The 25,888-nt window shown below is 32.0% G+C and carries 25 protein-coding genes; 17 read left to right on the top strand and 8 right to left on the bottom strand.

Features of this window, described 5'->3' with window-relative positions:
* Both BM072_RS03230 and BM072_RS03235 read left to right on the top strand, forming a co-directional pair.
* Complete coding sequence (locus tag BM072_RS03230; protein ID WP_092906507.1) at nt 1–651, top strand: hypothetical protein; 651 nt, start codon at nt 1–3, stop codon at nt 649–651.
* Nucleotides 651–1,265, top strand: a complete 615-nt coding sequence (locus BM072_RS03235; protein ID WP_092906509.1) for a hypothetical protein — start codon at nt 651–653, stop codon at nt 1,263–1,265. The genes BM072_RS03230 and BM072_RS03235 overlap by 1 nt, the downstream gene beginning before the upstream one ends.
* Nucleotides 1,266–1,410: 145 nt before the next feature.
* Here the strand turns inward: BM072_RS03235 and BM072_RS15565 are convergent, their stop codons facing one another.
* The 3 genes from BM072_RS15565 to BM072_RS03245 all read right to left on the bottom strand — a co-directional run bounded on the left by BM072_RS15565 (nt 1,411) and on the right by BM072_RS03245 (nt 2,843).
* Nucleotides 1,411–1,545, bottom strand: coding sequence for a hypothetical protein (locus BM072_RS15565; RefSeq protein WP_260562368.1), 135 nt, complete (start codon nt 1,543–1,545; stop codon nt 1,411–1,413).
* Nucleotides 1,546–1,731: 186 nt separating this feature from the next.
* Nucleotides 1,732–2,124 (bottom strand): DUF4296 domain-containing protein, encoded by a 393-nt coding sequence (locus BM072_RS03240; RefSeq protein ID WP_092906511.1) that lies wholly within the window; start codon nt 2,122–2,124, stop codon nt 1,732–1,734.
* Nucleotides 2,121–2,843 carry a polyprenol monophosphomannose synthase gene (locus tag BM072_RS03245; RefSeq protein WP_092906513.1) on the bottom strand — a complete coding sequence of 241 codons (723 nt, stop codon included), beginning with the start codon at nt 2,841–2,843 and terminating at the stop codon, nt 2,121–2,123. The genes BM072_RS03240 and BM072_RS03245 overlap by 4 nt, the downstream gene beginning before the upstream one ends.
* A 66-nt stretch (nt 2,844–2,909) precedes the next feature.
* Between BM072_RS03245 and BM072_RS03250 the strand changes: the two genes are divergently transcribed.
* Genes BM072_RS03250 through recJ form a run of 3 tightly spaced genes read left to right on the top strand, consistent with a single transcriptional unit; the run spans nt 2,910 to nt 6,091 of the window.
* Entirely contained in the window at nt 2,910–3,584 is a 675-nt protein-coding gene (locus BM072_RS03250) for a DUF4271 domain-containing protein (RefSeq protein WP_092906515.1), read from the top strand.
* 7 nt (nt 3,585–3,591) lie between these two features.
* Entirely contained in the window at nt 3,592–4,347 is a 756-nt protein-coding gene (locus BM072_RS03255; protein ID WP_092906517.1) for a uroporphyrinogen-III synthase, read from the top strand.
* Between the two features lie 43 nt (nt 4,348–4,390).
* The gene (gene recJ, locus BM072_RS03260) at nt 4,391–6,091 is read left to right on the top strand and encodes a single-stranded-DNA-specific exonuclease RecJ (protein ID WP_092906519.1); all 1,701 of its coding nucleotides are present in this window, start codon (nt 4,391–4,393) and stop codon (nt 6,089–6,091) included.
* Here the strand turns inward: recJ and rsmI are convergent.
* The 3 genes from rsmI to BM072_RS03275 are packed head-to-tail and all read right to left on the bottom strand — an operon-like array spanning nt 6,088 to nt 9,107.
* Nucleotides 6,088–6,765: a 16S rRNA (cytidine(1402)-2'-O)-methyltransferase gene (gene rsmI / locus BM072_RS03265; protein ID WP_092906521.1), complete on the bottom strand. Its 678-nt coding sequence runs from the start codon at nt 6,763–6,765 to the stop codon at nt 6,088–6,090. The genes recJ and rsmI overlap by 4 nt on opposite strands.
* Nucleotides 6,766–6,823: 58 nt before the next feature.
* Nucleotides 6,824–7,318: a DUF4252 domain-containing protein gene (locus BM072_RS03270; protein ID WP_092906523.1), complete on the bottom strand. Its 495-nt coding sequence runs from the start codon at nt 7,316–7,318 to the stop codon at nt 6,824–6,826.
* A 49-nt stretch (nt 7,319–7,367) separates the two neighbouring features.
* Nucleotides 7,368–9,107 (bottom strand): 1-deoxy-D-xylulose-5-phosphate synthase, encoded by a 1,740-nt coding sequence (locus BM072_RS03275; protein ID WP_092906525.1) that lies wholly within the window; start codon nt 9,105–9,107, stop codon nt 7,368–7,370.
* A gap of 72 nt (nt 9,108–9,179) precedes the next feature.
* Between BM072_RS03275 and BM072_RS03280 the strand changes: the two genes are divergently transcribed.
* From BM072_RS03280 to BM072_RS03295, 4 genes are read left to right on the top strand one after another with little or no spacing between them, the layout of a single operon-like run.
* Nucleotides 9,180–9,758 carry a DUF3109 family protein gene (locus tag BM072_RS03280; RefSeq protein WP_092906527.1) on the top strand — a complete coding sequence of 193 codons (579 nt, stop codon included), beginning with the start codon at nt 9,180–9,182 and terminating at the stop codon, nt 9,756–9,758.
* A 7-nt stretch (nt 9,759–9,765) separates the two neighbouring features.
* A complete protein-coding gene (locus BM072_RS03285; RefSeq protein WP_092906529.1) occupies nt 9,766–11,427 on the top strand; it encodes a DUF6909 family protein in 1,662 nt (553 codons plus the stop codon).
* A 5-nt stretch (nt 11,428–11,432) separates the two neighbouring features.
* A complete protein-coding gene (locus tag BM072_RS03290; protein WP_092906531.1) occupies nt 11,433–12,437 on the top strand; it encodes a Gfo/Idh/MocA family protein in 1,005 nt (334 codons plus the stop codon).
* Nucleotides 12,418–12,813: an acyl-CoA thioesterase gene (locus BM072_RS03295; protein WP_092906533.1), complete on the top strand. Its 396-nt coding sequence runs from the start codon at nt 12,418–12,420 to the stop codon at nt 12,811–12,813. Before BM072_RS03290 ends, BM072_RS03295 begins: the two co-directional genes overlap by 20 nt.
* Nucleotides 12,814–12,863: 50 nt before the next feature.
* On the opposite strand, the gene BM072_RS03300 is transcribed toward BM072_RS03295, so the two are convergent.
* Nucleotides 12,864–13,385, bottom strand: coding sequence for an acyl-CoA thioesterase (locus tag BM072_RS03300; RefSeq protein WP_092906535.1), 522 nt, complete (start codon nt 13,383–13,385; stop codon nt 12,864–12,866).
* Between the two features lie 177 nt (nt 13,386–13,562).
* Between BM072_RS03300 and BM072_RS03305 the strand changes: the two genes are divergently transcribed.
* The 4 genes from BM072_RS03305 (at nt 13,563) to BM072_RS03320 (ending at nt 19,824) form a co-directional block, all read left to right on the top strand.
* Nucleotides 13,563–13,964, top strand: coding sequence for a hypothetical protein (locus BM072_RS03305; RefSeq protein WP_092906536.1), 402 nt, complete (start codon nt 13,563–13,565; stop codon nt 13,962–13,964).
* Between the two features lie 147 nt (nt 13,965–14,111).
* Nucleotides 14,112–15,194 carry an efflux RND transporter periplasmic adaptor subunit gene (locus BM072_RS03310; protein ID WP_092906538.1) on the top strand — a complete coding sequence of 361 codons (1,083 nt, stop codon included), beginning with the start codon at nt 14,112–14,114 and terminating at the stop codon, nt 15,192–15,194.
* An 18-nt stretch (nt 15,195–15,212) separates the two neighbouring features.
* Nucleotides 15,213–18,380 carry an efflux RND transporter permease subunit gene (locus BM072_RS03315; protein ID WP_092906540.1) on the top strand — a complete coding sequence of 1,056 codons (3,168 nt, stop codon included), beginning with the start codon at nt 15,213–15,215 and terminating at the stop codon, nt 18,378–18,380.
* Nucleotides 18,373–19,824 (top strand): TolC family protein, encoded by a 1,452-nt coding sequence (locus BM072_RS03320; protein WP_092906881.1) that lies wholly within the window; start codon nt 18,373–18,375, stop codon nt 19,822–19,824. Before BM072_RS03315 ends, BM072_RS03320 begins: the two co-directional genes overlap by 8 nt.
* 69 nt (nt 19,825–19,893) lie before the next feature.
* Here BM072_RS03320 and BM072_RS03325 read toward each other — a convergent pair whose 3' ends face one another.
* Nucleotides 19,894–21,054, bottom strand: a complete 1,161-nt coding sequence (locus BM072_RS03325; protein WP_092906542.1) for an HU domain-containing protein — start codon at nt 21,052–21,054, stop codon at nt 19,894–19,896.
* Nucleotides 21,055–21,142: 88 nt separating this feature from the next.
* Between BM072_RS03325 and dprA the strand changes: the two genes are divergently transcribed.
* From dprA to BM072_RS03345, 4 genes are read left to right on the top strand one after another with little or no spacing between them, the layout of a single operon-like run.
* Nucleotides 21,143–22,243 (top strand): DNA-processing protein DprA, encoded by a 1,101-nt coding sequence (gene dprA, locus BM072_RS03330; protein ID WP_092906544.1) that lies wholly within the window; start codon nt 21,143–21,145, stop codon nt 22,241–22,243.
* Between the two features lie 54 nt (nt 22,244–22,297).
* On the top strand, nt 22,298–24,568 hold the full coding sequence (porZ, locus tag BM072_RS03335; protein WP_092906546.1) for a type IX secretion system anionic LPS delivery protein PorZ: 2,271 nt from the start codon (nt 22,298–22,300) through the stop codon (nt 24,566–24,568).
* Nucleotides 24,568–25,290, top strand: a complete 723-nt coding sequence (recO, locus tag BM072_RS03340; protein ID WP_092906548.1) for a DNA repair protein RecO — start codon at nt 24,568–24,570, stop codon at nt 25,288–25,290. The genes porZ and recO overlap by 1 nt, the downstream gene beginning before the upstream one ends.
* Nucleotides 25,290–25,877 carry a hypothetical protein gene (locus tag BM072_RS03345; protein WP_092906550.1) on the top strand — a complete coding sequence of 196 codons (588 nt, stop codon included), beginning with the start codon at nt 25,290–25,292 and terminating at the stop codon, nt 25,875–25,877. Before recO ends, BM072_RS03345 begins: the two co-directional genes overlap by 1 nt.
* The last annotated feature ends 11 nt before the right edge of the window (nt 25,878–25,888 follow it).

Consider the following 25,888-nt stretch of genomic DNA (forward strand, 5'->3'; position numbering starts at 1 on the left):
ATGAAAAAATATATTACCTCAATTGTTTTAATTGCATCTACTAGTATGTTCGCGCAAGTGGGAATTGGAACAGAAACACCAACAAGATTACTTGATATTAACGGAAATTTGCGTGTTGCAAATTTACAAGACAAAACAAATTCTGTCGATTATACGTATGTTTTAGCTGCCGATGATGATAATAATATAGATAAAGTAAGTATTCCTGCAATTATAGAAGATGCGACGAAGCAAGTTCAGATTGTAAAAAATATTTACAATGCTACAGCAACAGATAATACACGAATTGTACAATGCGGAAAATTAAGTTTTAGATTAGAGAATTCTAAGATTTATATGAAACTTAATAATGAACCAATATCTGCAATTTCATTTGTTTATGGTGGTAAAAGATGGGGAGCAATTAGCGCGTCTACAACTACAGGATATAGCTATTCCAATTTAACATTGAATTTTTCTACAGCAGATTGGAATACCTATAAAAATATTGATACAACCTTTAGTTTAAGAGAAGGTGCTTTTGTAAACTATCATTTTATTGTGCCTGGAGATGGAGATATGTATAGAATTACAGCTTCACAATTAAAAAATGATGATAAAACATCTAACTATAGTTTAATCTGCGAACGATTTTATAAAACCGAAGAATAATGAAAATATATATTACTTTAATCCTCAATTTATGCGCCATAACGTTTCTTAGCGCTCAAGTTGGTGTTAATACAGATCAACCAACACGTGCATTAGATGTGAACGGAGATTTAAGAGTTAGAGAGCTAAAATTAGTTAATAAAGATGCAAATTATAATAATGTAGTCGTTGTAAACAAAGATGGTGAAGTTGAGAAACATGATGCCACAGAAATTACGAAAGCAATTTCAGATCTTTCTGTAGAAACCAAAGAATTGTATTTTGAAACAACGCCAGACGGAACAAAAATAGTGCCTTGTGGTAAATTTAATTTTAGATTTTCTAGTACAATAATTCCAGAAATTGCGTCAGTTACAGATTTGCCAAAAGCAACCACTGTTTATTTGATGAGAATTCGAAAATATGCAACAGATGGAAAAAGTGTATCACAAGGAAATACAAGTATTCAAAATTCGAAAACTTTTTCAGTTTTAGATTCAAATTATAAATTAGATCAAGTAAGCGAATACAATATAAGTTATCCAGGAGATAGCAATTTGTATCGTGTGATTTTTTTAGCACGAAAAATGACTAGTACAACAAATAGTTATTCAATTGTTTGCGAAAAATTTTAAGAATAATACAACAAAAAAAGTCTTCAATTTTTATTGAAGACTTTTTAACTAACTATCTAACTATACACTACTCGGAGGTAGCTATTACCAATGCAAAATGAGATAAGTTTAATTTTTTTTAAATAAGTATTAAAGAGATTTGATGTTATGCATTCATAAAACGTAGAATGATTAATGCTACGACTATGATAATAACAGAAACAATAGCAATATCTTTGATATTAATTGTTTTCGAACCAAATCCAACTTTTTTTGTTTTACTTATTTTTCTCGAATGCATAAGTAGGGATTTATATTTACGCAAATATAAGTGTTTTTTTAGAACATTTTTCTATTTATTTAGAAAGTAACTTTTTGTTAATGAGAAAAATAAATCTGTACTATTTAGAGATATTGTTTTGGGATTTATGTAGGATAAAATCAATATAGAGCAATAAAAAAGTTCAATCTTTTTGGGATTGAACTTTTATTGTTTTTTAAGATCTTCTAAATTATTTGTCTGATTTTTTTGACGCTCTTTTTCTTCTTTCGAATATTGATCTTCTAATTTAAGTTTCACATCGTCCAGCATTTTTTTAAATTTTTCTGGATTCATTGCGTAGTATTTATAACTTTCTTCAAAAGTATAAAACGTAATATCATAAGCTTTCATAATATCTACCGCATCTTTTGCGAAATTTAAATTCTGATCCTCATTTTGAGTAGGAAACATTGATAAACCTTGTTGACTGATGTATAAATCGGTCATAATATCAATCATTTCAGATTTGCTAATCAAGTCTTTTGGTTTATCATAGTTTTTAGAAGTACAACTGTAAAAACCTATAATTAGAACGAAAAATAAAACTAGTTTTCTCATAATTTACCAAACATATTTCTTAAACGTAAAGATATAACGCCAAAAACAGCTTCGCCAATTATATCCGAACTAATTTTTGATTCTCCCAATGTTCTATCTGTAAAAATAATTGGAACTTCTTTCAGTTTAAATTTCTTAATCCACGTTTTGTATTTCATTTCAATCTGAAAACCGTATCCTTTGAACTGAATTTTATCCAAATCTAATGTTTGCAACACTTTTGCGCGATAACCTACAAAACCAGCTGTGGCATCGTGCACAGGTAAATTTGTAATAACACGCACATATTTTGATGCAAAATATGACATCAATACACGATTCATAGGCCAGTTTACAACATTTACACCGTTAGAATAACGAGAACCGATTGCTAAATCTGCGCCTTCGACTAAAGCTTGATATAAACGAGGTAAATCTTTTGGATTGTGAGAAAAATCGGCATCCATTTCAAAAATATATTCAAAATTATTTGCCAAAGCCCATTTAAAACCATGCACATAAGCGCGGCCTAAACCATCTTTTGTTGTACGAATTTCTAAATGTAAACGGCCGTTAAATTCAGGAATCAAACGTTTTACGATATCACTTGTTCCATCTGGAGAGCTATCATCAACAATCAAAACATCAAACGCTTCATCTACAGATAAAGCGGCGCGTATAATGGCTTCGATATTTTCTTTTTCGTTATAGGTCGGGATGATGACTAATTTGTCCGACATAATTTTTGTTTTGTGGGCATAAAGATAGTTATAAGATTGTTAGTGTTTTGTATTTTTGAAAAAATTATGAAAACAGACGATTTAATTTCGATAGGAAAAAATACACTTGGGAATGATACTGTGCTTATTATCTTGACTGTATGTTTGTTATTGGTGTGCGCCGCAAAATACTTGTTTGCCAAGAATTTTAAGACACTTAATAATAAAACGGAATACATGAGTTTTACGGATGACAATACAACTTTGTTTAGTTTTATTGTAAACGGAGTGACGGTTTTATTAATCAGTATTCTGTTGGTTTCGCATTTTAATATCTCCTACAATCATTTTGATAATTTTAGGTTTAATTATCTTTCGCGTGTTGGTATTACGTTTAGTATCATCAGTATAATTATGCTTTTTAGATTGTTGATAGAAGTTACTTTTTACCGTGTTTTTTACGAATCAAGTTCGGTTTCGTACTTTATGAAAAGCTCTAGTTTTGTAAATGCCAAAAATGTTTTGCTCTTACTAGTTATTTGTTTTTTGTTTTTTTACACAAGTATTAATAAAGAATATTTGTTAATTGTAGGGTTTATTTTGTTGTTTATGAATAGAATATGGGAAATTTATCATATTTACACCAAACAAATTAGTAACAATAAATCTATTTGGTATTATAATATTTTGTACCTTTGCACCCTAGAAATTTTACCTATTATGGTTTTAGCAAAACTTTTAATTATAGGTAAAGTAATCTAAAATTACTATGAAAGTTAAATCGATATTAGTATCACAACCCAAACCACCGGCAGAAAATTCGCCTTACTACGAAATTGAAAAAAGAAATAAAATCAAAATTGATTTTAGACCTTTTATCCAAGTTGTCGGCATTGACGCAAAAGAAGTTAGATTGCAAAAAATTGACTTTACAAAAGTAACAGCTGTTATTTTTACAAGCCGAAATGCAATTGATCATTTCTTTCGTTTAGCAGAAGAATTAAGATTTACTGTGCCAGATTCAATGAAATATTTTTGCGAATCTGAAGCAATTGCGTTCTATTTACAGAAATATATTGTGTACAGAAAACGTAAAATTTATATTGGCGAAAAAGTATTTGCTGATATGGTTCCGTTATTCAAAAAGCACAAAGAAGAAAATTTCTTACTACCAGCATCAGACGTCTTAAAACCAGATGTACCAAAACTTTTAGACAGTTTAAATTTAAATTGGCAAAAGGCAACATTATTCAGAACAGTATCAAGTGATTTGTCAGATTTATCAGATGTTAAATATGATATTTTAGTATTTTTTACACCATCTGGAATAAAATCATTGTTCGAGAATTTCTCTGATTTTGTACAAGAAAACACACGAATTGCCGTTTTTGGGAAATCAACTGCCGACCAAGCAAAAGAGATGGGATTACGCGTAGATATTGAAGTGCCAACACCTCAAACACCTTCGATGACAATGGCATTGGATAAATACGTAAAAGAAGCAAATAAATCAAAAAAAGATTAAGCTTTTACCCTTCTCTCTAATTAAATTTATTGTAGATTAAGAGATGGAAAAAACATGGGATATAAAACAACAACCCTCAACTGAGATAATTAATGATTTGCAACAATCGTTAAACATTTCTGAGACACTTGCTATTTTATTAGCCCAAAGAGGAATTACAGATTTTGAACAAGCAAAATCGTATTTTAATCCATCTTTAGACAATTTACATGATCCATTTTTGATGAAAGGAATGGCAGACGCTGTTTCCCGAATTAAAAATGCAATAGAAGACAACGAAAATATCTTAATATTTGGAGACTACGATGTAGATGGAACGACTGCAGTAACACTCTTTTATGAGTTTCTGACTTCCATCTATTCGAATGTCTTTTTTTATATTCCTGACCGAAATAACGAAGGTTACGGAATCTCTCAACAAAGTATAGATTTCGCTTTAGACAACAATATCTCTCTAGTTATTGTGCTAGATTGTGGAATAAAAGCTCACGAACAAATTTTATATGCCCAATCTAAAGGGATAGATTATATTATTTGTGATCATCATCTTCCCGATAAATCTGTGCCAAAAGCTTATGCGGTTCTCGACCCAAAACAACGTGGTTGTCGCTATCCGTACAAAGATTTGAGCGGTTGTGGTGTAGGTTTTAAATTGGCGCAAGCTTATACAGAGAAATTTAATCTTCCCAAAGAAAACTTACTTCCACTTTTAGACTTAGTCGCTGTAAGTATTGCTGCGGATATTGTTCCAATTACGGGTGAAAATAGAATTTTGGCTTATGCAGGTTTAAAAAAATTAAACTCAGAACCACGATTGGCTTTTCAGCATTTAATTCCAACTAATATTCGGAACAATGTTAATATTTCGAATGTAGTTTTTTCTATCGCTCCAAAAATTAATGCTGCGGGTCGTATAAAACACGGTTCAGAAGCTGTTCGATTTATGTTGAGTAGAGATGAAGAAGATTGTAAACGATATTTGAGCGATATAAATTCATTGAATAACGAGCGAAAAGTGATCGATGTAGACATTACCGAAAGTGCTTTACGACAATTAAATCTAATCAATACAACCGAAAAATATTCGACAATTGTTTATGATCCAACTTGGAACAAAGGCGTAATTGGTATTGTTGCCTCGCGTTTGGTCGATTTGTATTATAAACCAACCATTGTTTTTACAAAAAATTACGAAGGCGAATTAGTAGGTTCAGCGCGTTCTGTACAAGAGTTTGATATACACGAAGCAATTGCTAGAAACAAGGCTTTACTGACGCAATTTGGTGGTCATATGGCTGCGGCAGGCTTGGCTTTGAAGGAAGAAAACTTTGAACAATTTAAAATTGATTTTGATAGAACTGTAAAAGAAATGTCGGATGGACGTTATTTTAAACCTTCTATCGAAATTGATAAAGAGCTTTCTTTTAATGATATTACAAAAACATTTTTAGAAACGGTGATGCGAATGGCGCCTTTTGGTCCAGAAAACATGAATCCTGTTTTTATTTCGAGAAATTTAGTTGCAACCGATTTTAGATTGGTCGGAAAAGAGCATGCGCGTTTGTTTGTACATCAAAATGATACACGTGTTACATTTCCTGCAATTGGTTTTAAACTTGGTAAATTTGGTCCACAATTAGAGAAAGGACAAACTTTTGAAATGGTTTATACAATCGGAATGAATTATTGGCAAGGAAAAGGAACTTGGCAATTAAATATCAAAGATATTCGTTTTACGGATTAATGTGGAGCACCTTCTACCACTAAAACCATTTCCCCTTTTAGATTTCTTTTTTCAGCTATTTCAGCTAATTCTGTTAAAGTTCCGCGTAAAGTTTCTTCAAATTTCTTTGAGATTTCACGTGATAAACTTGCACGTCTTTCAGCACCAAAAGCCTCGGCTAAATCTTTTAAAGTTTTTCCAATTTTATGAGGTGATTCGTAGAAAATCATTGTTTTAGGTTCTGCGACTAATGAATCTAATTTAGATTTTCTTCCTTTTTTTACGGGTAAAAATCCAACAAATGTAAATTCGTTATTTGGTAATCCCGAAACAACTAATGCAGGTACAAAAGCTGTTGCACCAGGCAAACATTCAATTATAATATTATTTGCAACACATTCTTTGGCTAATAAATAACCAGGATCAGAAATACCAGGAGTTCCGGCATCTGTGATAATCGATATAATTTGTCCTTCTCGTAATTGACGAATAATATCTTCTGTAGCTTGATGCTCATTATGCATGTGATAACTGCGCATTGGAGTAGAAATTTCGTAATGTTTTAAAAGAATACCACTGTTACGCGTATCTTCTGCCAAAACAACATCCGATTCTTTTAGCACTTCAACAGCTCTAAAGGTCATATCTTTTAAATTTCCGATTGGTGTTGGTACCAAATATAATTTTCCACTCATGCAGCAAAGTTACAAAGTAATTTGAAAGAAAAAAGCCAGTTAAAAACTGACTTTTCTATTATTTTAAAATATCTGCTAAATCCTGAATGTCTTCTGCATTAATTTTGTCTAAAGCTTTGTCTAATTCTGCTCTCGGAATATCTAATTTAGAATCAATCACCAAAACGTTTCTAAGTCCATTAACTCCAAAAATCATTTTGTTTACACGACCTCCATTTTCTTTAATAGAAACGTTTAAATTGTTACTTTTCGATTTTAATTTAACCATGTTTTCAAAGCTTTCGCCACGAACAGATGATTGTAAATCGCGCATTACACGTTTTTGTTTTGCTTCTCCAGCATCGCTAATTACAAATACTTTTGCTGATTTTAAATAGCTAAACAATTCTGTTCCGCTAACTTTTCCTGCTAATTTTAATGCAAAAGATGGTAATGGAACTACAGTTGCTTGATTGTCATATTTTGCATAAAACTCTTGCATATTACTTGTTGTTCCACAAGATTGCAAAGCCAACATTACTGTTAAAAAAGATAAACCGATTATTTTTTTCATTGTTTTTGTATTAATATTTGTTTAACGCATTACAACTCTTGTACCGAAATTAAATATAACTCAAAATCATTTCTAAAATAGAATGATCATCCAAGCCAACAAGTTCCTCTAATTCGGCAATAGAAGCATGTTCTACAAATTCATCTGGATAACCATTTATCGTGATATTTCCTTTGTAATGAAGTGTATTTAGAAACTCTGAAACAGATGATCCAAAACCACCAGTTTTTATTCCATCTTCGTAAGTAATTATGGTTGGATATTTTAAAGCAATTGCTTTCAGACGATTTTGATCCAATGGTTTGATAAATGGAAAATCAATCAACGCAATTTTATCTTGTAACTTATTTTGTTTAATAATTTCTTCGACACGAGCGCTAATCAATCCTGTAGAAAGAATTGCTAGTTTATTTCCTTCAAAAATAATTTCTGATTTTCCAATTTCCATCTTTTCAAAAGTTAAAGAATTAGTTGTAGAAATTTTATTTTTCGGATAACGAATCGCAAAAGGCTGGGTTGTAAATTGCGCAGTATATAAAAGATTTCTGAAATCTTTTTCGTTTCGTGGAGAAGAAACAATCATGTTCGGAATATCGCGCAAAAACGAAATATCAAAAACACCATGATGCGTAGCACCATCAGTTCCGACAAAACCTGCACGATCGACGCAAAAAATAACAGGTAAATTTTGCAAAGCAACATCATGAATAATTTGATCGTAAGCGCGCTGTAAAAACGTTGAATAAACAACACAATACGGAATTGTATTTTGAGTGGCCAAACCAGCCGCAAATGTAACGGCGTGCTGCTCTGCGATACCAACATCAAAAACACGTTCGGGAAAATCGTGATGAGATTTTGCCAAATTACTTCCCGTAATCATAGCAGGCGTAATGGCAACAATTTTTTTATTTTCAGCTAAAAGTTGATGCATTGTTTCGCCAAAAACATCTTGGTATGTTTTGGGCGGATTACTTTTTACAATTTCTCCCGTTTCTTTGTTAAAAAGTCCAGGCGCATGCCATTTTACTTGGTCATTTTCGGCTTGTTCGTAACCTTTACCTTTGGTTGTTTTAATGTGTAAAACTTTTGGACCATTTATCGTATCAGCTTTTTCAAAAGCATTTAATAAATCAGTAAAATTATGACCATCAATTGTTCCGATAAAATTTAAACCGAAATCTGTAAATATATTTTGTGTTGGATTGTTGAGTGATTTAAAATGTTTTTTTAAACCACCAACCGAAGGATCAATCCCGATATCATTGTCATTTAAAATAACCAAAACGTCTAAATCTGTTGATCCGAGATGATTTAGCGCTTCTAAACTCATTCCAGAAGTAATTGAAGCATCGCCAATAATAGCAATGTGTTTTCGTTTTATTTGATTGATTTTATCCGCAGTTGCCATTCCGACAATTGCCGAAATTGAGGTAGAAGAATGTCCAGTTCCAAAAGTATCAAATTCACTTTCTATTCGAGAAGGAAAACCTGAAATTCCATTTTTTTGTCGAAGCGATTCAAAAATATTTTTTCTACCAGTTAAAATTTTATGTGGATAACATTGATGACCAACATCCCAAATTAATAAATCATTTGGTGTATTGTAATAATAATGCAACGCAATTGTTAACTCAATAACACCCAAACTTGCGCCTAAATGTCCTGGTTTTACGCTTAAAGTATCCAAAATAAATTCTCGCATCTCGTGTGCTAACTCGGTTAACTGAGATGTTTCAAAAGCCCTAAGTTGCTTAGGATGATTGATTTTTGAAAGTAGGTTATCCATTATTATTCTACAAAATTACATTATTCTAAGGAAATCGCCGTATCTTTGCTTGTTACAAAATTATACTGTAACATGTTCCAAATAGGAAAAACCCTTGTATCTGAAGAACTTCTGAATGAAGATTTTGTTTGTAATCTTAACAAATGTAAAGGGATTTGTTGTGTAGAAGGCGATGCCGGAGCACCACTGAATGAAGACGAATTAACTGTTTTAGACGATATTTACGAAAATGTAAAACCTTATTTACGTCCCGAAGGAATTGCGGTGATTGAAAATGAAGGAAAGTACACAATGGATACCGATGGCGAATGGGTAACACCTTTGGTCAATAACCGCGAATGTGCTTATCTGGTTTTTGAGGACAATGGTTTCTCGAAATGTGGGATAGAAAAAGCCTACGAAGAAGGTAAAATTGATTATAAAAAGCCAATTTCTTGTCATTTATACCCAGTTCGTGTTAAGGAATTTTCAAATTTTACGTCTGTTAACTACGACGTATGGGATATTTGCTCAGATGCATGTACCTTAGGAAAAGAATTGAAAGTTAATGTCGCAACTTTTGCAAAAGATTCGTTAGTTCGAAAATTTGGACAAGATTGGTACGACGAATTAATGGCCATTCAAAAAGAATTAAACAACCAAAAAAAGTAAAAAATTTATGTCAATAACAAGAGCAAGAAGATCTACTGATGCGATTGAAAAATTATATATTTCAATGCGTCATTTGTTTCATAGAGGAGTGTATCGCCCATCAGCTGCACCTGGAAAAATTTTAAGAAATTTATTATTCGAAATCGATCCAGAGATTTATGGATCAATGACGGACCCAAATAAAGTTGAATTAAGTGGTTTAATGTATGTTTTAGACCGTTTGCCAGAAGGTATTGTAGAAACGCCTTATGTGTGTTTTACATCTGACGAAGGTTACGATCGTTCAATCTTTACACCAATTATTCCAGCAAAAAGAAGACGTTTTTGTTACCGAATTGATGATGACCAAATGAATATCGAGATTTCTCGTGGTCGTTCTGATATTTATGATGTTTTAACGCATTTAACGTTTTTATACAACGAAGCAGATAAAATTAGGAATAGAGCTTTTAACAACGAAACACTATCTAAAAGTAGAGTGTGGGAAGTGATAGAAGGCGTTGTTTTTAGTGAAGTAGAAATTTCTCGTAAAGACCGCGAGGTTGCTTTAATGCATTTGTCTACAATTTTAGGTAGAACGTTTGAAGAAACGCAAGGTATACATGATTATTTTAGTACTTCAGAAGATAAAGATCGTTTCTTTAGAATCGTTTATTGGATGGGTCATACTAGTCAACAAGATCGTGTAGGAATTAAGAAACGCGAAATTACGTTTACGTCTACATTACGCGAGTCGATTGGACATCACATGATTGGTGAAAAATGGGCAAACGAAATCAAAAAAGTATTATTCGAGAATAATCTTCAAGACAAAAATATTCACATTATTTCTGCAAATATGCACAGTGTGTCGAACATGTTATATGCTTACGACGCATTAAAAAAGAAATACAAAGTAGATAGTGTAGATATTTACGAAGATTTGAGTGCTGCAAACAACAAAATGATGCGCGAATCGTTAAATGATTATGCGCAACAAAATGGTTTAGTTTATATCAAAGATCAATCAGGAACAAATATCAACGTTCAGATTATTGATTTATCTAAAGTAAACATTGCAAATACAGCATTTTCTTATGCGAAAGCAAAAAATGATGACGTAATTATTGTAATGGATTATGCATTTGGAGAGCAAGCATTTGAAGCGATGGACGAATTATTGAAACCATATAAAGTGGGAGATGTTCGTTTTAAAATGAATGTAAAATCTGTCGCAATTATGGGTAAAGCCGGTATTTTAGAAGGAAATAAAGGTGATATTATGATTGCAACAGCGCACGTTTTTGAAGGAACAACAGATAATTATGTTTTTGAAAACGAATTAACTGCTGCAGATTTCGAAGGACAAGGATTAGGTGTTTACGAAGGACCAATGATTTCGGTTTTAGGAACTTCATTACAAAATAAAGATATTTTAGAGTACTTTAAATATTCATCTTTCCAAGCAATTGGATTAGAAATGGAAGGTGCGCATTACCAAAAAGCAATTCAAGTTGCTTCAAAAATTAGACATCACATTGATAAAGATGTTAAAGTAATGTACGCATATTACGCTTCTGATAATCCATTGGAAACTGGAAGTACTTTAGCATCTGGTGGTTTAGGATTAACTGGTGTAAAACCAACTTACCTAATCACACAAAAGATTTTAGAGAAAATAATTAAATAAATTCAATGAAGAATTTTTCCATTTTAGGCTACGGTCACATTGGACGTGTACATCAACAAGCAATAGAAGAGGCAGAAAATGCACAATTAATTTCGGTTATCGATTTTAATTTGCCCGACGATTTATCAATCAAAGGCTATTCTACACTCGAAAGTTTTTTGATAGATGATAAACAAACTGATGTCGTAATAATATCTACGCCAAACGGTTTGCACCGCGAACATGCGATACGTTGCTTAAAAGCCGGAAAAAATGTTTTGATTGAAAAACCAATTGCATTAACAGTAGAAGATGCAAATGAAATATTGAAAGTTGCAGAAGAAAAAAATCTTCGTGTTTTTACATCCATGCAACTTCGTTTTTCGCCGGTTGTACAATATGTCAAAAACTTGATCGACAATCATTCGTTGGGTCAAGTTTTTATGATTAATATAAATTGTTATTGGAACCGTAATCGCAATTATTACAAATTAAGAGAATGGCACGGCAATCAAGAAATGGATGGCGGTGTTTTGTTTACGCAATTCTCTCATTTTGTTGATATTATGAATTTTTGGTTTGATGAGGTTATCTGTACAAACTCTAAAAGTTACAATTTTACACACCAAGAAGTTACACAATTTGATGATTCTGGTTGTGTAGATTTTACGGCTGATGGCGCAGTTGGACACATGATTTATACAACCTCTACATTCAACAAAAATTTTGAAAGTAATATTACACTTATTGCAGAAAAAGGAACCGTAAAAATTGGCGATCAATATTTAAATCAAATGATTTACAGTGATTTAAAAAATGTATGTTGTTCAAATAAAATTTCTACCGAGCAAAAGAATTTTCATCCCAATGCAATTGCAGAAATTTCGGAAGCTTTGATGAGTGAAAACGAATCTTTGTTAGAAGGAAAATATGCCGTAAATTTAGTTCAGTTTATTACAGATGCTAATCGATTAGCAACAGAAAGTAAACACGATTTTAAAAAGGAAGATTATGAAATTTCACACGCGTAAATGGGTCAAACCAGAAGATTTAAATCCAAATAAAACTCTTTTTGGAGGAAAATTATTAGCTTGGATTGATGAAGAAGCTGCATTATATAGCATTATACAATTAGAAAATTCGCATGTTGTTACAAAACACATGTCCGAAATTAATTTTATGGCTTCTGCCCGCGAAGGTGATATTGTAGAAATTGGAATTGAGGTGTTAAAATTCGGAAAAACATCGTTGATTTTACATTGCGAAGTGCGTAATAAAATGACACACGAAACCATTATTACAGTAGATCAAATTACAATGGTAAATCTTGATGAAGACGGAAAACCAAAGCCACACGGCAAAACCGAGGTGGAATATGTGATTGATCGTTTATCTGGAAAAGATTAAATACAACAAGATAAAATTAAAAAAGTCGAAACCTAAGTTTCGACTTTTTTTTATGCTGTTATAAAAAGAGATTTCAATTCATGTGCATCAGCAGGATTCATTCTTCCTGCCAAAATCAAACTTAATTGTTTTCGACGTAAAGCTGCTTCATAACGTTCGATTTCTTGTTCCGTTTCAGGAATCAATTCAGGAACTTGTACAGGTTTATTATCATTATCAACCGCAACAAAAGTATAAATTCCGCTGTTTGTTTGGTTATAAATGCATTTTTCGTAATCGTAAACATAAACGTCTACATAAACTTCCATTGACGATTTAAACGCGCGTGTAACCTTAGATTCTAACTTAACAGTGCTTCCCATCGGAATCGGAATATTAAACGCAACGTGATTTACACTTGCCGTAACCACCAAGAAACTACCGCCATGCATTTTTGCAGAAATCGACGAAATTCTATCCATTGACGCTAATAATTCGCCTCCAAACATATTTCCTAAATTATTGGTTTCGTTTGGTAGCACTAAGTTTGTCATTACCGCTAATGACTCTTTTGCTGTTTTTGCTTTAGACATAAACTTTTGTTTGTTGAGGTGCAAATTTCTGTAAAATATTCGAGTTTAGAAAAAGATGTTTCATAAGTAATAAAAAACTGAAAATGAATAGCTTATTTTATTAACAAAAAATTTAGAGTTAAAAAATGTTAATACCGATTGTTGTATTAATTCTAATCTTACATTTGACCTTGAATTATGAGAACGTTTATCACATATTTGTTATCTGCTTTATTTCTGCTATTTTTTGCGGAAACTAAAGTGCTGGCATCTACTCAAAATTCACAAGTAAATTTTACATCACAAACAGTTTTACACGATTTTTCAACAACTAATCACGCAGAGAAATGTGTAGAAAGTAAATTTACATCAACTTCACTTATTAGTCAACTTCAAGAATTAAGCCCAAGTATTGAACAATCTGATGATGATATACAATTATCAGATAAAATAGATTTAGATACTTGTGTCAAATTATTAAGCATAGTTTTAGTCTTACACCTTACTTTAAAAGGATTAAGAAAAAAACGTTTCTTCTACAATAAAACGATCAAATTTTCGAGCTGTAAGTACATTTTGTTACGTACAATTCGCATTTGATTTTTTTACTATTTACTAAAATTACGGCAAAATTTAGTTTAGATACTTTTATCTAAATCAAGGTATTTTGTGTGTAATATTTTTTCGAAAAACTACTTCATTCGAGAAAAAAATTTAATCATTTACATTAATTAGTTAGAAGAATTTATGAAAAGAGTCGCATTGTTTGTAGCTCTAAGTACTGTTTTGGTGGCAACAAGTTGTACATCAAAAAAACAGGAAAAAGAAGAAGTGAAAGATTATCCAGTAACAAGCCCGTTAAAAATGGATACCATCTTAAATAAAGAGTATGTTTCTCAGATACAATCTGTTCGTAACATCGAAATTCGCGCACAAGAAAAAGGTTTTCTTGAGAAAATTTATGTGGACGAAGGGCAATATGTACAAGCTGGTCAATTGCTGTTTCGTATAATGCCGCAAATGTATCAGGCAGAATATTTAAAAGCCAAAGCAGAAGTTAAAGAGATGCAAATCGAATTGCAAAATTCGAAAACTTTGGCAGATAATAATGTGGTTTCTAAAAGCGAGCAAGCTATTGCACAAGCGCATTTAGAGAAATCGAAAGCCGAAATGCAATTAGCCCAATTACATTTATCGTTTACAGATATTAGAGCGCCTTTTTCTGGTGTTATCGACCGTCTTCCGATGAAATTGGGAAGTTTGATTGACGAAGGAATGTTGTTGACAAACTTATCAGATAATTCGCAAATGTTTGCTTATTTCAATGTTTCTGAACCTGAATACTTAGATTATCAAACCAATACAAAAGACCGTGGAAGCGATCAAGTTGCGTTGATTTTGGCAAATAATAAACCTTTACCAGAAAAAGGAAAAGTAGAAACGATAGAAGGAGAGTTTAACAACGAAACGGGTAATATAGCGTTCCGTGCGCGTTTTCCTAATCCAAATCATTTATTAAGAAATGGCGAAACGGGAAAAGTACAAATGACGGTTCCGTTAAGAAATGTTTTACTAATTCCGCAAAAAGCAACGTACGAAATTCAAGATAAAAAATATGTTTTTGTTGTGGATAAAAATGGCGTTGTAAAATCTCGAAATATTACCGTTAGTACAGAAATGCCCGATTTGTTTGTGGTAGAAAGTGGGCTTAACGAAAACGATAAAATTTTGTTAGAAGGCGTGCAAAAAGTAAAAGATGATGATAAAGTGAAAACAAAATACATCGCTCCTAAAAAAGTGTTTTCAGCATTACAACTTAAAGCAAACTAATTCTTAAAAGACAAAATTATGTTCAATAAATTTATTCGAAGACCAGTTCTATCGATTGTCATATCGTTGATTATTGTCTTTTTAGGAATTTTATCATTAGTAAAATTACCCGTAACTCAATTTCCTTCGATTTCTCCGCCAAAGGTTAATATTACAGCAGAATATCCTGGTGCAAACAACGAATTGTTAATAAAATCTGTTGTTATTCCACTTGAAAGAGCGTTGAATGGTTTACCAGGAATGAAATACATTACATCAGACGCTGGGAATGATGGAGAAGCTTCTATACAAGTTATTTTTGATTTAGGAACCGATCCCAATATTGCTGCAGTTAATGTGCAAAACCGTGTTTCTTCGGTGGTGAATAAACTTCCGCCGTTAGTTGTGCGAGAAGGAGTTAAAATTACGCGAGAAGAGTCAAACATGTTAATGTACCTCAACTTGTATAGTAAAGATCCGAAAGCAGATCAACAGTTTTTATACAATTATGCAGATATCAATATTTTATCTGAATTAAAACGTATAAATGGTGTTGGTGATGCAGATATTTTAGGAAACCGAGAATATGCAATGCGTATTTGGCTGAAGCCCGATCGTATGAATGCGTATAAAATTTCTGCGGACGATGTTATGAAAGCTTTAGATGAGCAAAGTATCGAAGCTTCACCTGGTAAAACGGGAGAAAGTTCTGGTAAACGTTCGCAATCATTTGAATATGTCATAAAGTATTCGGGACGATACAGTACAAAAGAACAATATCAAAATATCATTTTAAGAGCAAATCCAGATGGAGAAGCGTTGAAACTGAAAGATGTTGCAGATATCGAATTTGGAAGTTCGATGTATGATATTTATTCAACATTGAATGGAAAACCGTCTGCTGCAATTGTCATTAAACAATCGTACGGAAGTAATGCCAGCGAAGTTATTAAGAACATCAAAACGTTGATGGCTGATTTAAAAGAAAACAATTTTCCGAAAGGAATGGATTACGAAATCAGTTACGATGTTTCTAAATTCTTAGATGCGTCGATGGAAAAAGTGGTTCATACACTTTTCGAAGCCTTTGTTTTAGTAGGTATTGTGGTATTTTTATTTTTAGGAGATTGGCGTTCTACGTTAATTCCGGCATTGGCGGTTCCAGTTTCGTTGATCGGTACATTCGCGTTGATGCAGTTTTTTGGAATTACATTAAACTTAATTTCATTATTTGCTTTGGTTATGGCAATTGGTGTCGTCGTCGATGATGCAATTGTAGTGATAGAGGCTGTTCATGCTAAGATGGAAGAAGAAAATCTTTCGCCTTTACGCGCAACAGAAGAAGCAATGAAAGAAATTAGTGGAGCAATTATCGCAATTACATTTGTAATGGCAGCGGTGTTTATTCCGGTTGCTTTTATGTCGGGTCCAGTAGGTATTTTTTACCGTCAATTTTCAATTACAATGGCAACATCAATTATACTTTCGGGTATTGTAGCCTTAACATTGACGCCTGCATTATGTGCAATGATTTTGAAAAATAATCACGGAAAACCAAGAAAGAAAACATTATTGAATCGATTTTTAATCAAGTTTAATCATTTATTTAACAAAGGATCATTTGAATACGAAAAAGTATTAACAAAAACGGTCAACAAACGTACCGTAACATTTGGATTATTATTGGCTTTTTGTGCTGGAGTTTTCTTCCTAAATAATAGTTTGCCAACAGGTTTTATTCCGAACGAAGATCAAGGTATGTTTTATGCAATTATACAAACACCGCCAGGTTCTACTTTAGAAAGAACAAATGATGTCGCACAAAAATTACAGAAAATTGCAGAGAAAATTGATGGCGTTTCATCAGTTTCTTCATTAGCAGGTTATGAAATTTTGACAGAAGGTACGGGAGCAAATTCAGGTACATGTTTGATTAACTTGAAAGGTTGGGACGAACGTTCTAAATCTGCAGAAGAAATAATCAAAGAGTTAGAAGAAAAATCTGGCGATATAAATGGTGCGAATATCGAATTTTTTCAGCCGCCTTCAGTTCCTGGTTATGGAGCCGCAGGAGGTTTTGAGTTGAGATTATTGGATAAAGCAGGAAGTGGTGATTATCATAAAATGGAAGAAGTTAGTCGCGATTTTGTGAAAGAGTTAAGTCGTCGTCCAGAATTAAGTTCGGTATTTACGTTTTACAGTGCATCTTTCCCTCAATATATGTTGAAAATTGACAACAATATAGCCGAGCAAAAAGGTGTATCAATAGAAAATGCAATGGATAATCTTTCAACTTTGATTGGTAGTAATTACGAAACAAGTTTTATTAAATATGATAGACCTTACAAAGTAATGGTACAAGCAGCGCCCGAATATCGTGCATTACCAGAGGATTTACTAAAATTATATGTAAAAAATGACCAAGGAGAAATGGTGCCATATTCTGCATTTATGCGAATAGAAAAAGTGTATGGTTTATCAGAAATTACGCGTCATAATATGTACAATTCCGCAGAAATTAGTGGTACGCCAGCGCCAGGTTACAGTAGTGGAGAAGCAATTGCTGCAATTAATGAAGTTGCAAAAAATACATTGCCGCGTGGTTTTGGAATTGATTGGGCAGGTATTTCGAAGGATGAGGTTGCGCGTGGTAACGAAGCGGTCTTTATTTTCTTAATCTGTTTAGCTTTTGTTTACATGATTTTAGCCGCGCAATACGAAAGTTTTATATTGCCTTTACCAGTTATTTTGTCTTTACCAACAGGTATTTTTGGTGCATTTCTTTTATTAAAATTATTAGGATTAGAGAATAATATTTATGCGCAAGTGGCCATGGTAATGCTGATCGGATTACTTGGTAAAAATGCAGTTTTGATTATTGAATTTGCCGTTCAGAAACACAACGAAGGTTTTTCAATTGTAAAAGCGGCAATTGAAGGTGCAGGAGTTCGTTTTCGTCCAATTTTGATGACATCTTTTGCATTTATTGCAGGATTAATTCCATTAGTAATCGCATCTGGTCCAGGTGCAGTCGGAAACAGAACAATTGGAACAGCTGCTGCTGGTGGTATGTTATTCGGAACTATTTTCGGGTTATTTATAGTGCCTGGCTTATATGTTGTTTTTGGATCAATTGCAGATAAAATGCAGTTGACAAAATACGAAGATGAAAATCCATTATCAGAAGAAATTGTTGACAATGAATAAAAATAGAATTAAAAATATAATCGGAATAGGTGTTTTCGGAATAATGTTGTGGAGTTGTAAAGCGCCTGCTGTTAGTCAAGAAATTGAAAATCATCAAGCGCCAAAAATTCCAGAAAGTTATACGAATAGTCAGAATGATGATGCGTCATTAAATTCTGGCTTAACACCTTGGAAACAATTTTTTACAGATCCTAATTTGGTCAATTTAATAGATGAGGCTTTAAAAAATAATCAAGAATTAATGATTACGCTTCAAGAAATTGAAATTGCAAAAAATGAAGTGATGTATAAAAATGGAAAACTCAGCCCAACTGTTAGTGCAAAAATTGGGGCTGGGGTTGATAAAGTAGCGCGTTATACAAGCGAAGGTGCGGGTGATGCCTCAACAGAAATGGAGCCAGGAAAAGGAATTCCAGATCCGTTGATGGACTATATGGCTGGAGTTAGTGCAGAATGGGAAGTGGATATTTGGAAGAAATTGAGAACTGCAAAAGATGCTTCTATTGCGCGTTATTTATCAACAGTTGAAGGAAAGAATTTTGTTTTGACAAACTTAATTGCCGAAGTTGCTTCGTCGTATTATGAATTACTTTCGTTAGATAGTCAATTAGAATTGATTTATCAAAATATAGCACTTCAAAAAAATGCGTTAGAAGTGGTTAAAATTCAGAAGCAAGCTGCAAGAGGAACCGAATTAGCTGTTAAAAAATTTGAAGCTGAATTATTAAAATCTGAAAGTGAAGAATTTAATATTCGTCAAGAAATTACAGAAACAGAAAATAGAATTAATGCATTATTGGGGCGTTATCCTCAAGAAATAAAACGCGATAATTCTGAATTTACAAATATGATTCCGCAAACAATGTATGCAGGTATTCCAGCACAATTGTTATCAAATCGACCAGATATTAAGCAAGCAGAATTAGAGCTAAAAGCATCAAGTTTAGATGTAAAAGTTGCGCGAGCAGAGTTTTATCCATCGCTCAATATTTCTGCAGTATTGGGTTTACAAGCGTTTAAACCATCTTATTTGGTAAAAATGCCCGAATCTATTTTGTATTCTTTAGCGGGAGATTTAGCTGCACCTTTGATTAATAAAAGTGCGATAAAAGCAGAATTTAATACCGCAAATGCGCGTCAAATACAGGCGTTGTACGAGTATGATAAAACGGTGTTGAATGCTTATTTAGATGTTGCGAATCAAATGTCTAAAATTAATAATTTAGAAAAAAGCTATGATTATAAAGCGAAAGAAACTGAAGCGTTAAATCAATCCATTGATATCGCCAATCAATTATTCAAAAATTCGCGTGCCGATTATTTAGAAGTTCTAATGACACAGCGTGATGCATTGGATGCTAAAATGGAATTAATCGAGACAAAAGAAAAACAATTAAGTACAGTTGTTGGCATTTACAAAAGTTTAGGCGGCGGCTGGAAATAGCGTTTTCATTTATTCATTCTAACAAAAAAGGTTGCACATTGTGCAACCTTTTTAAATATAATATTGTGTTTAATTTTCTGTTCTAACCCAAGTTCCAGGTGCTTTTTTATTAATTTCGTTCATGTATTTTTGTGCTTGTTGCATGTCGTTAAAACTACTGTAAGTCACATAATAATAACGTCCTTTTAAATAAGAAATTCCAGCATCTTTATAACCTTGTTTTTTAAGATCAGCCAACATTCTATCTGCATCTTCTGCGCGGCGCAAAGAACCAGCAATTACTTGGTATTTTTTAGTTGTAGATTTTACAGGCGCAGAAACAACTTCTTTTTCTTTTTTATCAACTTTAAGATTAGATTTTGTTTTCGCAATTGCTTTATCTGTTTTTTCTACTTTTTCAATCTTCTTATTTACAGCTTCTTTTGTAGCAGGTTTTTCTTTTACAATAGCGGTAACTTCTTTTTCGGTTTCACTAATTTTAGTTTCTTTTACAACTGTAATTTCAACTTTTTTTGGTGTTTCGATTGAATCTGTTTCTGTTACAGTTTTCGCAATTTGATATTCTACCAAAGACGGATCTGCAATAGTTTGAGGCATATTGTAAACATCATATTTTACAACTTTTGCATCATCTACTTTTGTTTCTGTTTTACCAATCATAGGCAAAACTAAACCGCTCCATTGCTCTGTTACAAATTTTTGAACGGGTTGCGGCGTATTAAAATATAGGAAGCCACCAACAATAATGGGAATTAATGAGGCTGCGGCTAAAAATTTTGACATGTGTTTGTTAGAAGTTTGTTTAGACGAATCTAAAATGTAATTGGCTTGTAAATTTGATAATCCGTAGGCAGCAATAAAATAATTTTGATCATTAAAAGGCTTGAAATCGATTTTTCCAGCTTCGTTAAATTGTAAAGAACCTATATTTTTTAAGGTAAGTGATTTACCATTTTTTAAATGTTCTTGCCAAAAATAAACTTGCTCGTCTATAAAAGTTTGGGCAGCATCAAAAGACATTGGCTCGTCTAAAGCAATTTTATTAACTAATATTCCGTCACTTTTTGTAAGTGTAGAATTAAAAGAAAGCTCTTTTTTAGGTGCAATAAATGTGTTCGTCTTTTCGTCAAACGACACATTTGCAGCATTTGTAATAAATGCACCAAACTGCGGTACAATTACACAATCATGCTTATACAATAATTGACTAATATGCTCTTCTAACCTCATATTACGAAATTAACATTTTTTTTAGATTTTACAAAAAATAAATACTTAAAGTTGTTCATTTTCAGCTAAATATTAATAATTTAACTCAATGCAAACCGATTTACCTTACATATTAGCATTATCTTTTCAGAAAGGAATTGGCGATATAACTGCTCGAAAAATTATTCAGTTTTTTGGATCTGCAAAAAAAGCATGGAATAGCTCTTCAAAAGATTTAATGCAAATTTCGGGAATTGGATTTAAAATCAGCAAAGATTTTGGTAATAAAAAATGGTTAGATCTCGCTTTTAACGAAATTGAGTATTGTGACAAAAATCAAATCAAGATTATATCTTTTTATGATGAAACGTATCCACAAATGTTAAAAGAATGTATTGATGCACCTTTGGTTATTTTTTGCAAAGGAAATGTAGCGTTTAATCAATTAAATGTGAAAAAGATTTCTATTGTCGGAACACGTAAAATGTCAAATTATGGACGAAATTTTATTGCCGAATTATGCGAAGGTATTGCCGATTTTGATATTAAAATTATAAGCGGTTTGGCATATGGTTGCGATATCGAAGCACATTCGCAAGCACTTAAAAATAAACTTTCGACTTGGGCTGTGATGGGAACAAATTTTGAACGAATTTATCCTGCTGCTCATAAAAAAATAGCCTACGAAATGCTTGAAAATGGAGGTTGGATTACCGAACAACCAAGTTTTAAAGCCGTTGTGCCAGAAGCTTTTTTGCAACGAAATCGTATTATTGCTGGTTTAACGGATGTTACAATTGTGGTAGAATCTGCTTTTAAAGGAGGAAGTTTGGTGACTGCTAAATTTGCCAACGAATATAACCGAGAAGTTTTTGCATTACCAGGAAAAACGACCGATTCGTTGAGTGTTGGATGCAATTATTTGATAAAAACACAACAAGCATATTTAATCGAAAATTCGAAAGATATTATTGAGTATTTCAATTTTGATTCGAACAAACAAACCAATCAATTAAACTTATTTATTGATTTTACAGACGACGAAAAACTGATAGTAAATTATCTTAAAAATCAAGGAAAACAACACATCGATAAAATGTCTTTTGACCTTAATTTGAAATCTTATGAGTTAATGCCAATTTTGTTAGATTTAGAATTAAAGCACGCAATTACAACACTTCCGGGTAAGTTTTTTGACTTAATGCATTAATCAATACAATTTTTAACAAAAAACGATGTTATAAATTACAGTATTTTTGTGCATATGAAGACGAAATTATTCTTAATCATTGCGATGATTTTCACTTGTTTAAACGCTCAAAACGATAAAGTACGTTGGAACGACTTGTTCTCGTACAATAACGTGAAGTTTTTGGAGCAAGTGAAGGGAATTATTTATTGCGGAACAGAGAACGGGATTTTCTTGTTCAACCCTCAAAACCCAACAGCTGATTGGATTAAATTAAATAAAACAAATTATTTGAATAACGTAGACGTTTCTGCAATGGCTTATGATGAGGCTTCGGATGCGTTTTTGGTTGGTTATGCAAATGGTGGTTTAGATTTATTGAAATCTGGAGAATCAACCATGGTTTTGGATATTAAGTGGAATGGTTTTAATGGCGATAAAAAAGTCAATAATATTTATATTCACGATGGTATTGCTTTTATTTCGGGTGCTTTTGGTGTCGTTTCGTATTCGTTAGCGGAAGAAGAATTTAAAGAAACAACACGAACTAATACGTTTGTTGTAAATGATGCAACGGTTTTAAATAATACACTTTATATCGCAACTTCGAATGGAATTTACTCAAACGAATTAAAGAATAAATTAAATAATCCAAATATTAATACTTGGACAACTGTCATTAGTGGTCAAAATATTTCGAATATTGAGTTAAATAATAATGAAGTCTATTACGCGGTTGGTTCAGATTTAAGAAATTTAGCAGGAAGTTCAGTTGGAACTTTCAACACAATTCTTGATTTAAAATCATCAAATAATAAATTAGTTATTACTCAAAATGATCAAGTTTCAATTTTAGGAGGAAGTTCAGAAGATATTACTTATCAAGAAAAAGATGCAAATGGTGTACTGCAAAGTTTAAAGATGAATTTTAATACTGCAATTTTCATCAACAATACATTATATGGCGGAACAACAAAATTTGGATTGGTTGATTTCTCTAAAAAAAGTACTTATAATGTAGAAAATGCTTTTGGTTATTCACCAGATGGCCCATATAATAACAACTCCTTTTCAGTTACTACAAAAAATGGAAAAGTTTGGATTGCGCCAGGAGGAACTGATGGTTATACTAATGTTTTAGGTAATGCAGATGGATTTTTCTATTATAATGCGAAGAAATGGATAAACTTTAGTTCTCAAGAAATTTTTGGAGCAAAAGATATTTTAAAAATAGCAGCTCATCCAGCAAAAGATAATAATTCATTTGTAATAGCTTCATTTAATAAAGATAACCGAGATATTAATGGTCGTACAGATTTATTAGAATTTGGAGATGATTTAAAACCAACCAAAATATTAACAAATCAGTTTCCAAGTTCTAGAATTGCAGGTATTTCATATGATCAAGATGGAAATTTATATGTTGGTACATCTTTTCCAGATAATTTTACTTCAGATTGGATGTATAATTATTATGCATCGAGAACTAATGGAAGTTGGAAAACAATTCAAAAAAATCACAACATAGCTTCTGTTGCATTATCTCCAGAAACTACAGCATCCTATATCTATTATCCAAATGCTAGAGATGGAGGAATTACAGTTTTAGATAAAAATAATACAGAAGTTATTACGATAACTACATCTAATAGTAAACTTCCAATTAATAATGTATTAGCATTAGCAAGTGATAAATCAAATACGTTATGGATAGGTACGGGACAAGGTCTTGTTATTTTATATGGAGCTGATGATGCAATAGCTACAAAAAATATTAATGTAGAGCCAATAGTTATTGTACAAGATGGTATACCAGAGGCTTTGTTAACAGATGTCGGAATTAATGCAATAAAAGTAGATAATGCTAATCGTAAATGGATTGCAACAGATGGCGCAGGAGTTTATTATGTTTCAGATTCTGGAGATCGTACAATTCTTCATTTTACATCTAAAAATTCGCCGTTGCCTTCGGATATTGTCTACGATATTTCGGTAGATGAGTCGACAGGAAAAGTTTATTTTGCAACAGAAAAAGGTGTTGTTTCTTATAATGGAGATGTTTCTTCGGAAGCAACAAATTTTAGTAATGCAATCGCTTATCCAAATCCTTATCGTCCTGAATATAACGGAAAAATTACCATAAAAAATCTACCAAATCGTGCTTTAGTTAAGATTACAGATGTTGTCGGAAATCTTATTTACGAATCAAAAGCGGAAGGTGGAATTGTAGAATGGGACACAAATAATGCAAAAGGAAAGGCGGTTGCGTCTGGAATTTACTTAGTTTTGATGATGAATTCTGATGGAACGGAAACCAAAACATTGAAAATTGCAGTTGTGCGTTAATGAAAATAGTTGAGACAAAAGGAATAATACTTTCAAGTTTAAAATACGGAGATACAAGTTTAATCATCAGATGTTATACGCAAAATGTTGGGTTAAAATCTTTTATAGCAAAAGGTGTTTTTACCAAAAAAAAGCGCAATACATCGTTGTATTTTCCTTTGGCTGAGATTGATTTAAGTTTTCAATCCAAGTCAAATGAGCAACAATTGGTTTTTCTAAAATCAGCTCAAACTGCGCATTATTACGAAACCTTACATTTTCATCCCATCAAATCGGCGATTGTTTTCTTTTTAGCCGAAATTTTAAATTTGGTTTTGAAAGAAGAATCAGATAATCCAGAATTGTATTTTTATATCGAACATTCGTTAAAAGAATTTGATCAAAAGAAAGATGATTTTGCAGATTTTCATTTGATTTTTTTAATGCAATTGACGCACTTTTTAGGATTTTATCCAAATTTAGAAAACGAAGAATCTTCTTTATTCGATTTAGAAAATGGTTTTTTTACCAATTCTAATTCTTCTATTAATATGTTGAAAGCAGACGAAACGGCTTTATTCAAAAAACTATTGGAAATCAATTTTACGGAAGCTTCAAAAAATACATTTAATCAAATGCAGCGTGCATTGTTATTGGATATTTTGGTGAAATATTATCAAATACATACCAACAATTTTAAGAAGCCAAAATCGTTGCAAGTATTACACGAATTATTTAGTTAATGGCTAAAAAAAATAAGAAAACTATCAAAAAGAATCAAGTAGAGAAAAAAGAATTTTTTTCTACAAGAATTTCACAATTAATATCCATTTTTTGTTTTATCATTGGATATCTTTTTTATAAATATGACGAGATAATTCTATTTAATTTTAAATGGTGGTATTTTATTATTTTGTTTTTATTGATGATGAGTTTAATATTGCTAATATTAAATATTCCAATTATTAAACGTAAATTAATTGAATCAAATTATTGGGATGCTAGTATTTTGATTTCAATCTATTATGCTATTTTAGTCTCAATACCTTTCTATTATGGATTAAAACACATTATTTATGATTTTGCGAAAGAACCTATAATTACAGAGAATTGTGAAATTTTAGAGGTTAATAGTGGAAAATATTTTTATACTTTGAGAATTATTTTTAAAGGAAAAGAAGAAAAAATAGATTTGAATGAAAAATTATATACCGAATTAAAGGAAATAAATGTTTCAAAAAATCATGCAATTATAAAAGTTAAACCTTCTATTTTTGATATTTATGTTGTAGATAATATACATATTCAATCCAAAAATATTCCGAATTAATTTCTAACAAT

Origin of the sequence: Algoriella xinjiangensis (assembly GCF_900115015.1) — a bacterium.
GTDB classification, from domain to species: Bacteria; Bacteroidota; Bacteroidia; order Flavobacteriales; family Weeksellaceae; genus Empedobacter; species Empedobacter xinjiangensis.

What these genes read in the sequence shown, in the direction of transcription:
- BM072_RS03230 (WP_092906507.1), top strand. Translation starts at nt 1, where the DNA reads ATGAAAAAATATATTACCTCAATTGTTTTAATTGCATCTACTAGTATG.
- BM072_RS03235 (WP_092906509.1), top strand. Translation starts at nt 651, where the DNA reads ATGAAAATATATATTACTTTAATCCTCAATTTATGCGCCATAACGTTT.
- BM072_RS15565 (WP_260562368.1), bottom strand. Translation starts at nt 1,545, where the DNA reads ATGCATTCGAGAAAAATAAGTAAAACAAAAAAAGTTGGATTTGGTTCG.
- BM072_RS03240 (WP_092906511.1), bottom strand. Translation starts at nt 2,124, where the DNA reads ATGAGAAAACTAGTTTTATTTTTCGTTCTAATTATAGGTTTTTACAGT.
- BM072_RS03245 (WP_092906513.1), bottom strand. Translation starts at nt 2,843, where the DNA reads ATGTCGGACAAATTAGTCATCATCCCGACCTATAACGAAAAAGAAAAT.
- BM072_RS03250 (WP_092906515.1), top strand. Translation starts at nt 2,910, where the DNA reads ATGAAAACAGACGATTTAATTTCGATAGGAAAAAATACACTTGGGAAT.
- BM072_RS03255 (WP_092906517.1), top strand. Translation starts at nt 3,592, where the DNA reads ATGAAAGTTAAATCGATATTAGTATCACAACCCAAACCACCGGCAGAA.
- recJ (WP_092906519.1), top strand. Translation starts at nt 4,391, where the DNA reads ATGGAAAAAACATGGGATATAAAACAACAACCCTCAACTGAGATAATT.
- rsmI (WP_092906521.1), bottom strand. Translation starts at nt 6,765, where the DNA reads ATGAGTGGAAAATTATATTTGGTACCAACACCAATCGGAAATTTAAAA.
- BM072_RS03270 (WP_092906523.1), bottom strand. Translation starts at nt 7,318, where the DNA reads ATGAAAAAAATAATCGGTTTATCTTTTTTAACAGTAATGTTGGCTTTG.
- BM072_RS03275 (WP_092906525.1), bottom strand. Translation starts at nt 9,107, where the DNA reads ATGGATAACCTACTTTCAAAAATCAATCATCCTAAGCAACTTAGGGCT.
- BM072_RS03280 (WP_092906527.1), top strand. Translation starts at nt 9,180, where the DNA reads ATGTTCCAAATAGGAAAAACCCTTGTATCTGAAGAACTTCTGAATGAA.
- BM072_RS03285 (WP_092906529.1), top strand. Translation starts at nt 9,766, where the DNA reads ATGTCAATAACAAGAGCAAGAAGATCTACTGATGCGATTGAAAAATTA.
- BM072_RS03290 (WP_092906531.1), top strand. Translation starts at nt 11,433, where the DNA reads ATGAAGAATTTTTCCATTTTAGGCTACGGTCACATTGGACGTGTACAT.
- BM072_RS03295 (WP_092906533.1), top strand. Translation starts at nt 12,418, where the DNA reads ATGAAATTTCACACGCGTAAATGGGTCAAACCAGAAGATTTAAATCCA.
- BM072_RS03300 (WP_092906535.1), bottom strand. Translation starts at nt 13,385, where the DNA reads ATGTCTAAAGCAAAAACAGCAAAAGAGTCATTAGCGGTAATGACAAAC.
- BM072_RS03305 (WP_092906536.1), top strand. Translation starts at nt 13,563, where the DNA reads ATGAGAACGTTTATCACATATTTGTTATCTGCTTTATTTCTGCTATTT.
- BM072_RS03310 (WP_092906538.1), top strand. Translation starts at nt 14,112, where the DNA reads ATGAAAAGAGTCGCATTGTTTGTAGCTCTAAGTACTGTTTTGGTGGCA.
- BM072_RS03315 (WP_092906540.1), top strand. Translation starts at nt 15,213, where the DNA reads ATGTTCAATAAATTTATTCGAAGACCAGTTCTATCGATTGTCATATCG.
- BM072_RS03320 (WP_092906881.1), top strand. Translation starts at nt 18,373, where the DNA reads ATGAATAAAAATAGAATTAAAAATATAATCGGAATAGGTGTTTTCGGA.
- BM072_RS03325 (WP_092906542.1), bottom strand. Translation starts at nt 21,054, where the DNA reads ATGAGGTTAGAAGAGCATATTAGTCAATTATTGTATAAGCATGATTGT.
- dprA (WP_092906544.1), top strand. Translation starts at nt 21,143, where the DNA reads ATGCAAACCGATTTACCTTACATATTAGCATTATCTTTTCAGAAAGGA.
- porZ (WP_092906546.1), top strand. Translation starts at nt 22,298, where the DNA reads ATGAAGACGAAATTATTCTTAATCATTGCGATGATTTTCACTTGTTTA.
- recO (WP_092906548.1), top strand. Translation starts at nt 24,568, where the DNA reads ATGAAAATAGTTGAGACAAAAGGAATAATACTTTCAAGTTTAAAATAC.
- BM072_RS03345 (WP_092906550.1), top strand. Translation starts at nt 25,290, where the DNA reads ATGGCTAAAAAAAATAAGAAAACTATCAAAAAGAATCAAGTAGAGAAA.